At 41.1% G+C, this 15,425-nt stretch carries 14 protein-coding genes; 10 read left to right on the plus strand and 4 right to left on the minus strand.

Features of this window, described 5'->3' with window-relative positions; all coding sequences use genetic code 11:
* Positions 1 to 21: 21 nt before the first annotated feature.
* From BM156_RS10610 to rplI, 5 genes are all read left to right on the plus strand, one after another.
* A complete protein-coding gene (locus BM156_RS10610; RefSeq protein WP_093919848.1) occupies positions 22 to 1,161 on the plus strand; it encodes a baeRF7 domain-containing protein in 1,140 nt (379 codons plus the stop codon).
* A gap of 78 nt (positions 1,162 to 1,239) precedes the next feature.
* Positions 1,240 to 1,947 carry an SDR family NAD(P)-dependent oxidoreductase gene (locus tag BM156_RS10615; RefSeq protein ID WP_093919849.1) on the plus strand — a complete coding sequence of 236 codons (708 nt, stop codon included), beginning with the start codon at positions 1,240 to 1,242 and terminating at the stop codon, positions 1,945 to 1,947.
* A gap of 136 nt (positions 1,948 to 2,083) precedes the next feature.
* A complete protein-coding gene (rpsF, locus tag BM156_RS10620; RefSeq protein WP_093919850.1) occupies positions 2,084 to 2,437 on the plus strand; it encodes a 30S ribosomal protein S6 in 354 nt (117 codons plus the stop codon).
* Between the two features lie 3 nt (positions 2,438 to 2,440).
* Complete coding sequence (gene rpsR, locus BM156_RS10625; protein WP_093919851.1) at positions 2,441 to 2,710, plus strand: 30S ribosomal protein S18; 270 nt, start codon at positions 2,441 to 2,443, stop codon at positions 2,708 to 2,710.
* 18 nt (positions 2,711 to 2,728) lie between these two features.
* Positions 2,729 to 3,178: a 50S ribosomal protein L9 gene (gene rplI, locus BM156_RS10630; protein ID WP_093919852.1), complete on the plus strand. Its 450-nt coding sequence runs from the start codon at positions 2,729 to 2,731 to the stop codon at positions 3,176 to 3,178.
* Between the two features lie 74 nt (positions 3,179 to 3,252).
* On the opposite strand, the gene BM156_RS10635 is transcribed toward rplI, so the two are convergent.
* Positions 3,253 to 3,975: a cytidylate kinase-like family protein gene (locus BM156_RS10635; RefSeq protein WP_093919853.1), complete on the minus strand. Its 723-nt coding sequence runs from the start codon at positions 3,973 to 3,975 to the stop codon at positions 3,253 to 3,255.
* 158 nt (positions 3,976 to 4,133) lie between these two features.
* Between BM156_RS10635 and BM156_RS10640 the strand changes: the two genes are divergently transcribed.
* Complete coding sequence (locus BM156_RS10640) at positions 4,134 to 5,183, plus strand: Gfo/Idh/MocA family oxidoreductase (protein ID WP_093919854.1); 1,050 nt, start codon at positions 4,134 to 4,136, stop codon at positions 5,181 to 5,183.
* A gap of 79 nt (positions 5,184 to 5,262) precedes the next feature.
* Here BM156_RS10640 and BM156_RS10645 read toward each other — a convergent pair whose 3' ends face one another.
* Together BM156_RS10645 and BM156_RS10650 are read right to left on the minus strand one after the other, a co-directional pair.
* The gene (locus BM156_RS10645) at positions 5,263 to 6,123 is read right to left on the minus strand and encodes a DUF6807 family protein (protein WP_170846934.1); all 861 of its coding nucleotides are present in this window, start codon (positions 6,121 to 6,123) and stop codon (positions 5,263 to 5,265) included.
* 224 nt (positions 6,124 to 6,347) lie between these two features.
* Positions 6,348 to 8,336, minus strand: coding sequence for a peptidase U32 family protein (locus BM156_RS10650; RefSeq protein WP_093919856.1), 1,989 nt, complete (start codon positions 8,334 to 8,336; stop codon positions 6,348 to 6,350).
* Between the two features lie 186 nt (positions 8,337 to 8,522).
* Between BM156_RS10650 and BM156_RS10655 the strand changes: the two genes are divergently transcribed.
* Together BM156_RS10655 and nifJ are read left to right on the plus strand one after the other, a co-directional pair.
* Positions 8,523 to 9,698, plus strand: a complete 1,176-nt coding sequence (locus BM156_RS10655) for an AAA family ATPase (RefSeq protein ID WP_244525733.1) — start codon at positions 8,523 to 8,525, stop codon at positions 9,696 to 9,698.
* A gap of 54 nt (positions 9,699 to 9,752) precedes the next feature.
* Positions 9,753 to 13,313: a pyruvate:ferredoxin (flavodoxin) oxidoreductase gene (nifJ, locus tag BM156_RS10660; RefSeq protein ID WP_093919857.1), complete on the plus strand. Its 3,561-nt coding sequence runs from the start codon at positions 9,753 to 9,755 to the stop codon at positions 13,311 to 13,313.
* A 109-nt stretch (positions 13,314 to 13,422) separates the two neighbouring features.
* Here nifJ and BM156_RS10665 read toward each other — a convergent pair whose 3' ends face one another.
* A complete protein-coding gene (locus BM156_RS10665; RefSeq protein WP_093919858.1) occupies positions 13,423 to 14,004 on the minus strand; it encodes a DUF4377 domain-containing protein in 582 nt (193 codons plus the stop codon).
* A gap of 334 nt (positions 14,005 to 14,338) precedes the next feature.
* Between BM156_RS10665 and BM156_RS10670 the strand changes: the two genes are divergently transcribed.
* Together BM156_RS10670 and BM156_RS20770 are read left to right on the plus strand one after the other, a co-directional pair.
* Entirely contained in the window at positions 14,339 to 15,043 is a 705-nt protein-coding gene (locus tag BM156_RS10670) for a C45 family autoproteolytic acyltransferase/hydrolase (protein WP_212733481.1), read from the plus strand.
* A 9-nt stretch (positions 15,044 to 15,052) separates the two neighbouring features.
* Positions 15,053 to 15,346: a C45 family peptidase gene (locus tag BM156_RS20770; protein WP_212733482.1), complete on the plus strand. Its 294-nt coding sequence runs from the start codon at positions 15,053 to 15,055 to the stop codon at positions 15,344 to 15,346.
* Positions 15,347 to 15,425: the final 79 nt, after the last annotated feature.

The following is a 15,425-nucleotide window of genomic DNA, read 5'->3' on the forward strand; positions in this document are numbered from 1 at the left end:
ACTCCTATAAACAAATCAATTATGACACTACTAGAAAAAGAAAAGTTAGATAAGCTTGCCGTTAAAAAACAAGATTTCTGTATCTCTATTTATATACCAACGCACCAAAGTGGAGAGAACAAAGACAGTCTTATTCGATTAAAAAATCAATTATCTCAAATAGAAGACTCATTGCTTGAACTAGGGGTAAAATCATCGGAGCTTCAGCATTACACGGATCCAATTTACAGACTACCACAAGACTCCTCATTCTGGCGTCACCTGTCAAGAACGTTGGTTATCTTAAAAAGTCAGGATACTTTTATTTGCCAACCATTTTCGTTTGAAACGAGGGAGTTCTCCATGGTTTCCGACCGCTTTTATTTACTTCCTCTTTTAGATGCCTATCGCCCAAATGAAGACTTCTACATTCTCCAGCTAAGCTTAAATCAAAATCAGCTCTTCCATGCGAATACACATGGATATACTCGGATTGAAACCGAAGGACACCTCCCTCAAAACATCGAAACGGTCATTGGTAGCGACGTCAGGCAAAAATCTCTGCAATACAGAAGTGGCCAGACCCAATCCGGACATGGACTTTATCACGGAAAGGGCGAAGGGAAAGAGGACAAAGAAAAGGAAATCATCAAGTATTTACAGGCTGTTTCTGACGGAGTCAACCAGCTCATTGGGAATTCCGATCGGCCTTTGATTATTGCCTCTGTTGAACACATTTATGCCCATTTTAAACAACTCTCTGACTATAAAACAATCTTTCCAAAGTGTGTTGCCGGAAACTATGATAACGGGAACTCAGCCCAACTTCACGCTAAGGCTTGTTCGCTACTTAAGTCATATTTTAATCAAAATAGAACAAACCGTAAAAAACAGTACGCCGAAATTAGTCAACAAACAACCACTGATTTAAATGAATTGCTTCTAGCTGCAAGTGGAGGAAGAATAGCTACTTTATTCATCAAAAAGGGAGTCAATACCTGGGGCTTTTTCGATGTTGAAAATGGGATTATTAAGGTTCATGAAGAAAAAGAGCCCTTGGACTATTGTCTACTGGATGATGCGGCGAAGTCAACATTCAGACAAGGTGGACAGGTATTCATTGAACAGGAAGATGAACTTCCTGTTACAACAGCTGCTGCCAATGCCGTTTTAAGGTACTGACTCAAAAAATAGGTATCTTGCCCACAAGCAAAGAATTCGCAGAAGTTGAAAAAACATAAGCAAAGAAACTTGAATACCATGAATGTACTGATTACCGGAATAAGTTCAGGGCTTGGAGAAGGCCTGGCCTTATTCTACCTTCAAAATGGCCATACTGTCTATGGTATTAGCCGCAAACACAATCCCAAGCTCGAAACATTCTCCCAATTTCATTTCTTGGCACAGGATCTAAGTAAGTTCGAAGAAACCGCCAAAGAAGTAAGCCAATTTCTTCAACCCGTCAACCAACTTGACTTAGTAGTCTTAAATGCAGGTATTTTAAATGAAATAAAAGACTTAAGGGATACCGATCTCAATGAGATTAAACAAGTTATGGACGTAAATGTATGGGCCAATAAGCAACTCATTGAAACACTTTTTGCCCAAATCGATACAATCAAACAAGTTGTTGCCATCTCTTCCGGCGCCTCCGTGAGTGGTGCTCGTGGATGGAATGCCTATTCGCTGTCAAAAGCAACACTCAACATGCTAATCAACCTTTACGCTAACGAGTTACCCAAAACTCACTTTTGTGCTTTAGCTCCTGGATTGATAGATACGGGCATGCAAGACTACATCTATAGCCTGCCCGATGAAGACAAGTTTCCGGTTGTTAAACGTTTAAAACAAGCCAAAGGCACCGACCTCATGCCTACCGGAGAAAAAGCAGCTTATAAAATTGCTGCTGCCATTGAAAAAGTCAGGGAGATGGAAAGTGGTCTTTTTCAAGATGTCCGAAAAATCTAAAACCGGCTCGCCAACAAGAAACTAGCCCATCCAAATCATTCAAAAAAATGCTTTGTAGAATCACAAATAATTTCTAATTTTGCGCGACCATATTTTATGGGTATCAACTATTAATGTTTAATAAATTAGATGTTTTATGAAAAACCAGTATGAAACCGTTTTCATTGCAACTCCCGTTTTATCTGACGTACAGATAAAGGAAGCGGTAAGTAAGTTCAGAGACATCATCACCGGCGACGGTGGCGAAATTGTCAATGAAGAAGACTGGGGATTACGCAAATTAGCTTATCCCATTCAGAAAAAAAGCACCGGTTTTTATCACTTAATCGAATTTACGGCAGAGCCTTCTTTGATTGAGAAATTAGAAACCCAGTACAGACGTGACGAGCGTATCATTCGCTTCCTGACTTTCAAACAGGACAAATACGCTGCTGAGTACAGTGAGAAGAGAAGAAATAACTTGAAAGCTAAATCTGAAAAGGAGAAATAAGCTATGGCTAACAATCAAAGTGAAATCAGGTACCTGACTCCCCCGTCAGTAGAGATTAAAAAGAAAAAGTACTGCCGCTTTAAAAAGAACAAAATTAAGTACGTCGATTACAAAGATCCTGAGTTCTTGAAGAAATTCTTGAACGAACAAGGACGGATTCTTCCTCGTCGTATTACCGGTACTTCATTGAAATACCAACGTAAAGTGGCCAAAGCAGTAAAAAGAGCTCGTCATTTAGCGATGCTTCCCTACTTAACAGATATGTTGAAATAATTTAAAGATTGAAAACAAATGGAAATCATTTTATTACAAGATATTCAGAATTTAGGGAGCAAAGACGATCTAGTTACTGTTAAAGATGGTTACGGTCGTAATTACTTAATCCCTAACAAAATGGCGATTGTCGCCACTGAATCAGCAAAAAAAGTGCTGGCTGAAAACACAAAACAACGTGCTCACAAAGAAGCCAAATTGAAAGAGGAGGCTTTAACTCTTGCTGAGAAATTGCAAGGCAAGCAAGTTGTTATTGCAACTAAAACCAGCGCAACCGGTAAAATCTTTGGTTCTGTTAATACCATTCAGTTAGCTGAAGCGATTAACAAAAAAGGTTTTGAAATTGACCGGAAGCAAATCAAAATTGCTGAAGATACAATTAAGGAAGTTGGTAAATACACAGCCAAAATTAAACTACACAAAGAAGTTGTTGTTGATTTTGACTTTGAAGTAGTTACCGAAGAGTAATCACACACACAGAACAAACACATTTTTTCAAACAGATAGAAAGCCATCCTTTTCCGGATGGCTTTTTTATGTGCTTATGATTCGTTTTCATTATTAATAATGATGCCTTTATTCTTCATGATATTAATAATGGCATCGACAATATAGTCGTCCTGCATGGTGGCATAATTAAAAATCAAATCAAAATCGTTGTTGTTCATCTTTTGCCCATTAACATGCTCAACAAACAAATCCCGCTGCCGATCGATCTCCAAAACATATTCTTGCGCTTCATCCTTCGACATGTTACTGATTTGCATAATTCGGTTGATACGCCAATCCAAAGGAGCCTGCAGCTTAATGCTTAGCTTGTGCGAAATATCGCGTGCAATTGAGCCCGCAGCCCTTCCAACAATGATAAAGTTACCCACCTCGGCAATTCTTAAAATAACGTTCCGAACCGTATCAATCACTTGCTGATCCTCTGCATCGTACACCTTATCTGTTGAAAAAGCGGTAGTCACCTCATGCAAATTCATTTTTGCTTCCGATAGAAACACATTTTTAACCCGCCCCGGATCCATCTCCAACTCCTGTGCAGCTTCCTCGATAATTTCCTTACTCACCCAGCGCCATTCAACATCGGTTTTGGTCTCTGAATGATAGCTATACCCTGAAAGAATTTTGGATAGCTTAATGGCTATTCGTTTGGCAGAACAACCGCACTCACGCGAAATCATAATCACTGGTCCTGGGTATTTGGTCTTTTTTTGTTGACTGGTTGCTCCCAGCAAAAAGTTACTCAAAAAGTTCTTCATATCGTTTTGGTTTTTATTGCTTAAATACGTTTACTAAAACTACAACTTACAAACGAAACAAATCAGTAAAAGTGTTCTACAATACCTGATTTCATTGATGTTTTAAAACAATTCTACGGAACTGCAATCATTTTAGTATCTTGCCCAAAACTTTGATTATGGAAAAAATAATTCAAGTAGCGCTGGCCTCCTTTGGCATGTCTGGAAAGGTTTTTCACGGACCAAGCCTGAAAGTAAATCAAGGCTTTCGGGTTCATTCCATACTGGAACGGACAAAAAATCAATCACTTGAATTATTTCCCGAAGCTAAAATAGTCAGAAGTTTCGCTGAGCTTCTGCAACAATCAGAAGTTGACTTGGTCATTATCAATACGCCAGATCAGTTCCATTTTGACATGTGTAAACAAGCGCTAAATGCCGGCAAACATGTGGTTGTTGAAAAGCCATTTACGCATACAATCGAGCAAGCTGATTGTCTGATAGACCTCGCACACCAAAAAAACAGGATCCTTTCAGTCTATCAAAACCGGCGATGGGATGGCGATTTCTTAACGGTTAAGAAAATACTGGGAAATGGCATGCTCGGGCGTCTGGTTGAGTTTGAATCTCATTTTGATCGTTACCGCAACTTCATTCAGGCCAATACCTGGAAAGAAACCAGCGATGAGCGAAACGGAGTTCTTTTTAATCTCGGATCGCATATGGTCGATCAAATACTTCAACTTTTTGGAACTCCACGAACAGTCACGGCACACCTGGATAAGCTCCGCAAGGGAAGCTTGGTTGATGACTACTATGACCTTCGATTTCAATACGAGGACTTTGCTGCAATCTTGAAATCATCCTACCTCGTGAGAGAACCCGGACCACGCTATAGCCTGCACGGCACACATGGGTCTTTTCATAAATGGGGAATCGATCCGCAGGAGGAGTTACTCAAAAAAGGACATCTTCCTAACGAAGATAACTGGGGACAAGAGCCTTCCGAAGCTTGGGGTACAATCAATACCGAGTGGCATGGACTCCATCATCAGGGAAAAATTGAAACCATTCCTGGAGACTATAAAATTTTCTATGAAAATATCTATGAAGCAATTGCTTTAGGAAAAGAGCTGGCCGTGAAGGCAGAACAAAGCAGAGAAGTTATTCAGCTACTTGACTACTGTCTGCAAAGCAACGAGGAAAAAAGAACAATTCCAATCCGTTAATTTATACTCTGTCAGAAATTCATAGCCTCAATCCCCCATCTAATACTCCAACATTCTCATCCTCTGATCTTCCAGGGGTCTAGTCCCACTCCAGTTTTTGAAGATCTTTCAGCACGCGCTTTTCATTCAGTCTTCCGGTATATAAAACCACGGCATATTTAAGTACCAAAGGAGTAACTTTAGACAAGGCAACCGGTTCTCTTCCCGGCCAAACAGCATTTTGCATGCTCTCCTTATTCCGCAAAATCCATTGCGTACTTGTATCAAACGAGTTGGCCGAATAAATCAAAACACCACCATGATGCCCATTCTTAGCCATTGAACCACTAACATTCATATACTTTCCGGCTTGTACTGCATTCTTATGAGGTTCAACTTTTTTTCCTTCCGAAGAAAAACGGACATCGTCTGGCAAATCAATCCGAGCTGAAAATCCGCCATAACCTTTCGAGTCATCGGAGCCCCCAAGCATCAGTCCATTTACCTGCGACCGCAGCTGAATGCGAAACTGAATAATCCGGTAATTTCTTCGCTGCTCAAAAAAGCTGACCGTTGCCTTTTCTTCGACAAAAGGACGAGCTCCTGCCGCGTACTTAGGCGATTTCCAATGCACAATCGTCTTCATCATTGCCATTCCTTGTGGAAGACGAAAAAATTCAACACTTTTCACATCATGGATAAAATCAGAAAGTGTCCATTGATCGCCAATTGAAGTGCCATCAATTAGGACTTGATGCCAAGCCCAAAAGATTCCCCGATGATGAATATGATCTTCCGGAGCATTCTCGGTAATAACGGTTCCATCGGGCAAATAAACCGGATGAAAGTAGTTTGCTCTGCCCTTATCCAGGTTCATTGCCGGCGCTTCCTTAGCATAAAAGGCCACCTTTTGATCACCTTCAGTAATCAAAATACCATCACCTTCTCGCTTCATGCTCATCTGAGCCGAGACAAGACAGGGCATTAACAGACTGATTATAAGAAATAAATATGGAGCTTTATTTTTCATAGTTGGTTTAGCAAAAGCTTCTGCTTAACAGAAGTTATTAGCTTGACTAAGATATAAAATTGCCCACACCAACCGATATTTCTCTGCGCTTTATTTCATGTTCTAAAACTTAAGAAGTACCCCCTTTGTTTTTTCCTTCTTCTAAACGCTCCATTCTATTGCAAGCCTTTTTTAAAGTTGAAAGTTGTTGACGGCTGATACTGCTCAGCAAACCGAAACTTATTAAGCACTTTTTTAAAGGTATGTTTCGATGGTTTCTCATGGCTCAAGTCAATCATAAAGTTGGAAAAACCTTCTTTTTGCAACTGCTTTTTATACTGAAACAAACTAACTGGAGCCTCTGGCGTAACGATGGTAATGCCATCACGACTGGCTTTCTGAAAAGTTTTGTTCGTGTCGTCTTTGAACTGCTGTTCCTCACTGGCCACGCGAACCGGCATGCGCGAATAAAACAACTCCGGATAAGCATGAAGAAGAACGATTCCTTGCTTATTTTGCATACTTTTCAGGTTGTCGAAATCATTCTCCAATGGGTAACAAAAGTTTCGGATTCGAGTATCGTTGAGCATTTTTGCTGCTGCATCATTATACACATACACATTCTCATTGCTGCTTACCTGGCTATCCTTACTGAGCAACAAACGCTGCGACAAATGGCTAATAAAGAACTGTCGGAAACCTTGTTTTTCAATTCGTCGAATCAATTTTTGATAGTCCTCCAAATGCTCTTCCGAAATAAACTTGGGGGTTTCAATATAAATTCGATGTTTATTTTGCTGAATAAATCGTGCGGCAAAATCAAAACTCTCCAGTTCTTTTCGTGTAAATGAAAGAATCAAACCATCGACATCTTCAATCCTGATTTTACGCAACCAGTCGGGCTGGTCAACACGCACGAACAAGCGTGGCTTTGAAGGGCGCGACTTGATCAGCAACTGCTGCCGTACTTTTTTCTTTTCACCATAGGGTAAGGACTTCATTCGAGCATGTGGCAAATCAGCAAACTTCCCAGGGAAACGCTGCTCACGGCGCCCTACCCAATACAACTCATCGCCTACCCGAACCTTCTCCTGTCCATCGTAAACAAAGGAGTAGCGGCTTTCAGCAACCTCCAGCTCCCGCAGCTTCAAGTTAATCGTGCTATCATCTTGAATGTGGCGAATTCTGATTCGGTCTCCTTCCTGCATAGCCGTATCCGATTCAAAAGTCACTTTACCATCTTTAGCCAGAATGACTTTACCAATCAAGATCCCGGTATTCGAGGTATTGGTAATTCCATCGCGGACATCTTTTCCGAGAAAGTAAGCGATTTTCTCGCGACCAAAGTCCATCCGAAGCAGTTGTTCGGCCTCTTCTTTTTTCGAAGGATCATCGATGGCCATCCGGTAAGCTTTAGCCACCCGGTAGACATAGTCGGCTGATTTCATCCGACCTTCAACTTTCAACGAGTGAATACCCAATTGCTGAAGCTGCTTTAGATTGGGCAACTGTTGGTTATCTTTTAAGTTAAACAGGAATTTGCTTTGCTGATCATCTTGGTAAATACGCCGGCAAGGTTGAGCACACAAGCCACGGTTGGCCCCACGCCCTCCAAGGTAACTACTGAAAAAACACAGTCCTGAAAATGAGTAACACAAAGCCCCATGAATAAACAGCTCCAACTCGGTGGTCGAGCGCTTGGCAATATGCTTCAATTCAGTCATGGTTAACTCACGAGCCAAAATTACACGGGCAATCTTCTTCTGGGTTGAAAATTCTACGCCTAGCGAATTGTGATTCCCCATTTGGGTACTGGCATGAATAACCAATTTCGGAAAACGCAAGCGGGCAATGTGGTACACGCCCCAATCCTGAATAATAATCGCGTCAACTCCTGCCTTTTCCAAAAAAGCCAACACATCCAACAAATCATCAATTTCCTTATTTTTGATGACTGTATTTAGAGTGACATAGATCTTTACTTTTCGCTTTTGGGCTTCCTTTAGAGCCGCCATCAAATGACTTTCACCAAAGTTAGCAGCCCTCCCCCGGGCGTTAAAGTTCTTCAATCCGAGATAAACCGCATCAGCGCCACCATCAAGTGCAGCGTAAAACGATTCCGTATTTCCAGCAGGCAGTAGTAATTCAGTCTTCCGATTTCCCATAGCAAATTCAATTTCTGCAAAAATAGCTATATTCTTTTGTAGCCCGGGCAGTTTGCGGAAGAAGAAGCTTTTGCTTTAGCTTATTTTTACTAATTATAAATTACACAATTCGGTCAAAATTGTTATCTCTAGATTGCAAAAAATAAAAGTTCCTGTTTACTTTTGTTTGCAGAAATAAGATTGCTTGTGGAAAACCTTATACAAATACATCAAGCCTTGTTTGAGCAGCCTCGCCAGACAATCCGGAGAGAATTAATGAATGAAATTGACTGGTCGCACCGGTTAATTTGCATCAAAGGTTTTCGCGGGGTTGGTAAAACGACCTTTCTGTTCGATCTGGTACACGACAAATACCCGGAGGATAAAACATGCTTGTATGTCAACCTAAATAACTTCTATTTCACCAAAAGGAAGATTTACAACTTTGCCGATGAATTCTACAAAAAGGGAGGCAAAGTGCTTATTCTGGACCAAATTCATAAGTACCCGGAATGGTCTGAAGAGCTACGCGCCTGTTACGACAACCTTCCTGAATTGAAGATTATTTTCACAGCGTCTCCTGTTTTGAGAGTTATCGAGGGAAATGCTCACCTTAAAAACATTGCCAAGGTGTATCATCTCGAAGGTTTGTCTTTTCGCGAATACCTGAACTTTCATGGCGATTTTAATTTTCGCCGGTATCGTTTGGAGGAACTTGTTTCAAACCACCAGGAGATCTCCCGCGAAATTACCGACCAGGTAAAGCCACTGGCCTATTTCGAAGAATATTTACAAACAGGTTTCTACCCCTACTTTCTGAAAAACAAATCGTTTTACAACGAAACATTACTGAAACACGTTAACCTGGCTTTGGAGCTGGATGTTACTTACCTCAACCAAATTGAATTGAAGTATTTACCCAAACTAAGGAAGCTGCTTCAGATTATTGCCGGGGAAGTTCCTTTTTCACCCAACGTCAGTAAAATCAGTAACGATGTTGAAACATCGAGGGCGACCATTATGAATTATTTGCGCTATTTAAAAAATGCGCGATTAATCAACCTGCTCTTCTCCAATGGAAGCGAAGATCAGATGAAAAAGCCCGACTTGGTTTATGCGCACAACACCAACATTCTTTTTGCGGTGGAGCCCAACAACATCAATAACCGGAATTTACGCACCACTTTTTTCTACAATCAAGTGGGCTATCAGCATACGATTAAAGGTTCAAAAAAAGCAGACTTTAAAGTGAACGACAATTACCACTTCATTGTAGGTGGAAAATATACGGAACCAGAAGCGGGAACTTACGCGGCTGCCGACATGATCGAAGAAGGCCGTGGAAATAAAATCCCCTTGTGGCTATTCGGTTTTTTGTACTAGCGTAAAAACCAAGAATCTAAAGAAAATATAAATCAAAATTTAACTTGAATAGAAATGGCAAAAGAAAAAAAATTCATTACATGTGACGGAAACTACGCAGCCGCGTATATGAGTTACATGTTTAGCGAAGTTGCCTGTATTTATCCAATTACTCCTTCGTCAACGATGGCTGAGTATGTGGATGAGTGGGCAGCTAAAGGAAAGAAGAACTTGTTTGGCCGTCCAGTGCGTTTGGCTGAGATGCAAAGTGAAGGAGGTGCCGCTGGTGCTGTTCACGGAGCGCTTCAATCAGGTGCCTTAACGTCTACTTATACGGCTTCACAGGGATTGTTGCTGATGATTCCTAACATGTATAAAATTGCCGGTGAATTGTTGCCGACTGTTTTCCATGTTAGTGCCCGTGCCTTAGCCGGACATGCTTTGTCAATCTTTGGAGACCACTCTGACGTGTATGCTGCACGCCAAACTGGTTTTGCAATGTTGGCTGCCGGTTCAGTTCAAGAAGAAATGGACTTGGCTGGTGTATCTCACTTAGCCACGCTGAAATCACGCGTTCCATTCCTTTCATTTTTCGACGGATTCCGTACTTCACACGAAATTCAGAAAATTGAAGTTATCGACGAAGAAGACATTCGTCCATTGATTGACCACAATGCACTACAAGCATTCCGCGACCGTGCGTTGAATCCTGAGTCTCCTCTAACTCGTGGTACAGCTCAAAACCCGGATATTTTCTTCCAGGCTAAAGAAGCTTCAAACCCATTTTACGATGCCGTTCCTGATATCGTAAATGAGTACATGCAAGAGATTTCGAAATTGACTGGACGTCAGTATCACCCATTTACATACTACGGTGCTGAAGATGCTGAAGACATCATCATCGCTATGGGATCAGTTACTGAAACCATTAAAGAAACAATTGACCACTTGGCTGCTCAAGGTAAAAAAGTTGGTTTATTATCTGTTCACTTATACCGTCCGTTCAGTGCAAAATATTTCATGAACGTATTGCCAGCTAGCGTTAAGCGTATTGCTGTACTTGACCGTAGCAAAGAGCCAGGAGCAAATGGCGAACCATTGTACCTGGATATTAAAGACTTGTTCTACGGAAAAGAAAATGCGCCTGTTATTGTTGGTGGACGTTATGGATTGGGCTCTAAAGACACCACTCCTTCACAAATCATCGCTGTTTACGAAAACCTGGAAATGGCTGAGCCTAAAAATGGCTTCACGCTAGGTATCCTAGATGATGTTACATTCAAATCACTTCCTTTAAAAGAAGAAGTAAAAATTTCTCCTGAAGGAATCTACGAAGCTAAATTTTATGGTTTAGGTTCTGATGGTACTGTTGGTGCCAACAAAAACTCCATCAAGATTATTGGTAGTGCAACAGACAAATTCTGCCAAGGATATTTTGAATATGACTCAAAAAAATCAGGTGGTTTCACTTGTTCTCACTTGCGCTTCGGCGATAGCCCTATCCGTTCAACTTACCTGGTAACAACTCCTGACTTTGTTGCTTGCCACGTTCCTGCTTACGTAAACCTTTACGATGTACTGAAAGGGTTGAAAGCTGGAGGATCATTCCTGTTGAACTCGATCTGGGATGCAGAAGAAACTAAAAAACGTTTGCCAGACACCATGAAGCGTTACATGGCTGCAAACAAAATTAACTTCTACATCATCAACGGAACCAAATTAGGTGAAGAACTGGGCTTGGGAACACGTACCAACACCATCATGCAATCGGCTTTCTTCAAAATCACTGGCGTAATTCCTTACGACCAAGCGGTTGAAGAAATGAAAAAAGCCATTGTAAAATCATACGGTGCTAAAGGTGAGAAAATCGTTAACATGAACTTTGCTGCTGTTGAAGCAGGAGGTAAAAATGTAGAGAAAGTTGAAGTTCCTGCTGAGTGGGCAGAACTGAAACTGGAAGAAGAAGTAGCTGCTACCGACCGTCCTGAATACATCAGCAAATTTGTTGACGTAATCAACGCTCAAAAAGGAAACAGCCTGCCAGTATCGACTTTTAAAGGATATGAAGATGGTACATTCGAGCAAGGGACTGCCGCATTTGAAAAGCGTGGTGTTGCTGTAAACGTTCCTGAGTGGCAAGATGACAACTGTATCCAATGTAACCAATGTGCTTACGTTTGTCCTCACGCAGCAATCCGTCCATTCCTGATGACAGAAGAAGAAATTGCAAATGCTCCTGAAGGAACAGCTACTAAAACGGCTACTCCAACCAAACAATTCCCTGGCTTGAACTTCCGTATTCAGGTTTCAGTACTTGACTGTACTGGTTGTGGTAACTGTGCCGATGTTTGTCCTTCAAAAGAAAAAGCACTGGTCATGAAGCCTCTTGGCACTCAAGAAGACCAAGTTGCCCGCTGGGAGTACATGGACAAAAATGTTACTTACAAAGAAAAAGTTGTCGACAAATACAAATCAGTTAAAAACTCACAGTTTGCTCAACCATTGTTTGAGTTCTCCGGAGCTTGTGCTGGTTGTGGTGAAACACCATACATCAAACTGATTACACAACTTTATGGCGAGCGTATGATGGTTGCCAACGCTACCGGTTGTTCTTCAATCTACGGTGGTTCGGCTCCTGCAACTCCATACTGTAAACACAAAGAAAGCGGACAAGGACCAGCTTGGGCAAACTCTTTATTTGAAGACAATGCCGAGTATGGTTTTGGTATGGCTGAAGGTGTTTCGGCTCAACGCGACCGTATTGAAAGCATCATGAGTGAAGCACTTCAAAACGGAATTAGCGACGAAGAAAAAACAGCTTTCACTGCTTGGATTGAAGGCAAAGACAACGCCGAAGCTTCAAAAGAAGCATCTGCAAAAGTATTGGCTGTACTGGAAGGTAAAGATGGCGATTACGCTAAAGACATCCTTGGACTGAAAAAATACCTGGTGAAAAAATCAGTTTGGGTATTTGGTGGTGACGGATGGGCTTACGACATCGGTTACGGTGGTTTAGACCACGTATTGGCTTCAGGTGAAGATGTAAACGTATTGGTTATGGATACCGAGGTTTACTCCAACACCGGTGGTCAGGCTTCTAAATCAACGCCAGTTGGTGCCGTTGCTAAATTTGCCGCTTCAGGTAAGAAAATCCGTAAAAAAGACTTGGGTGTAATGGCGATGTCATACGGTTATGTCTATGTTGCGCAAGTTGCTATGGGAGCTAACCAGGCTCAATATCTGAAAGCAATTCGCGAAGCTGAAGCTTACCCAGGACCATCACTGATCATTGCTTATTCTCCATGTATCAACCACGGACTACGTGCCAGCATGGGAGCTTCTCAAGCTGAAGAGAAAAAAGCAGTTGAAGCAGGTTACTGGTCACTGTACCGCTACAACCCAGAGCATGAAGTTGATGGGAAAAACCCATTTGTACTCGATTCAAAAGAACCAGATTGGAGCAAATTCCAGGATTTCTTGAACGGAGAGGTTCGTTATACTTCACTGAAAAAGTCATTCCCAGAACAAGCTGCAGAACTGTTCAAAGCTTCTGAAGAGAATGCCAAATGGCGTCACGCTTCATACAAGCGTTTGGCTGCAATGGACTTCACTCCTGAATCAGCTGAAGAAAAATAAAAAAACCGTTTACTATAATTCCAAAAGCCATCTTCCTTCGGGAAGGTGGCTTTTTTTGCTAGATAAATGATTGCCCTAGCATTGTAATAAAATAGATGATACTGTGCTACTAATAGTCTTCCTGAACTTCAAGTTCCAATAATTGTATTGTTTTTCTATCAATATGTTTAAACGTCCCAACCATCCCATTTTCGTTTTTAATGTTCTCTTCTAATGCGTCACATAATTCTCCACAGTCAATTTCTGTTTCGCCCAAAAGAGTATAGTTAGATGATTCATTTTCAACCACCAATGACTCAAATCCATTAAAATAATTAATTGCTAAAGTAATTGTAAAGGTTGTTTCTTGAGGCACCTTAGACTTTGAATTAACTTTAACTAAAGAATATTTTACACTTGGCATATCTACCATAGGATTCTCAATCTTTTCCTTCTGAACTACAATATCATAAATATATCCAAGTTCATATTCAAATCCAGAGATCCTGTTTGAAAAGCCATACCATTCTTCCTTTCCAATCTGGCTGCCTTCTTGTACTTTAAATGACAAACCAGTGTAAAGTTCCTGCATATTTACCGGTTGTTGGTAATGATTTATACGCATTTTAGCGAATGAAATATTATCTTCTTTTTCACATGAGATTAGAAACGCTGCCATGATTACAAGAACAGCTAATAGATTTTTTTTCATAGGTCATTAATTTAAAGTTCAATATATTACATAGATGTATTAACGTTCAAATGGTTGCTTTCCTCGTCTATTCTTATGTGATACGAATTGTTAATATTGGCACATGCGACTTCGTAAATTTGGAAATGCAAGTTGCTCTAATCCATATGTGAGCAAATCCTCCTATCGTAATTTGTTCTCTTCATTACCTCCCCAAAGCCTCTAATCCGGCGTTTGACGAAATCATTAAAAAACTATGAACCAAATATTCACTTTAACAGTTTAGTTAGATTACATAAAGTCGCCCATTATTTAGTCATTATTCATTGAACATCAATCCTAAACACAAAAAAGTATGTATCATCCAAGATTGTACGGAGCATTCTATGACATGGGCCTTAAGTATGGACAACTGCTTTATGAAAAAGCGAACTTTACGATTCCTCCCATATCTGAACACAAGCATGCCTTTGGACTAGCCTCTTACGAGCTGCTAAAAAAAGATTATCCTGAGGCCATCGAAGAAATTGAAGGTTTTGCCAAAGGCATTCACGATAAACCTGAGAATTTAGGCGCTTTTCTACTCAGCCTTGGTATTTTTGAGAACACGGGACAATGCAGCGTATTTGCCTTTAAGAATAACGATTCGGTGGTGGTAGGACGCAATTACGATATGCTGTTTCAGTTTAAAAAATTTACAGAGAGCAGTCTGATTGCCCCTAAAGACAAATATGCCTACATCAGCCAATCCGATGTTTTTATCGGGCGTTCGGACGGCATCAATGAAAAGGGGCTTTTTGTTGCGATGTCGTTTGTAAATGGCACAGAAATTCAGCCAGGAGTGAGCTTTCACTTCGTAGTGAAAAAGGTTTTAGAGAACTGCAAGACAACCGCCCAAGCCATTGAACTTATTCAGACAAGCAGGGTTTCTTCGGCCAATAACTTTCTACTTGCCGATGCTTCGGGCGACCTGGCAGTAGTCGAGTCTGCGCCACAACAAAGTGTGATTCGACGACCACCGCACAAGGAGCAATTTTTAAACATCACTAACCAGTTTTAGTCCCCCACAATGAAACAGTTTGACAAGGGAGGCATTGAATGGAGCAAAAGTGCCGAACGCTATGAAGGACTGCAACAACACCTGAGTGCCATTGATCATCTGGATCTTGAACAAGCCAAAGCGATCTTATCGGATCGCTGTGTGTGTTTAGACCTCAAAAAAGAAAAGTTCGGCACCATTTGGTCGGTAGTTGCTGAGCTAAAGGAATTAAGGATCGAACGGGCCGAGGGCAAGCCCAAAACCACCAACTATAAGCCAGAAACCCGATTGGACTGGTGGTTGAAAAAGAAACAATTCCAATAGCTGATGATACAGCTATTAGGCGATAATCGTACCTAACACTTACAAATAAGCTGTCGTGTTTTTTTTGATGCTAAAAGGA

This window comes from Sunxiuqinia elliptica (assembly GCF_900113005.1).
GTDB lineage: Bacteria > Bacteroidota > Bacteroidia > Bacteroidales > Prolixibacteraceae > Sunxiuqinia > Sunxiuqinia elliptica.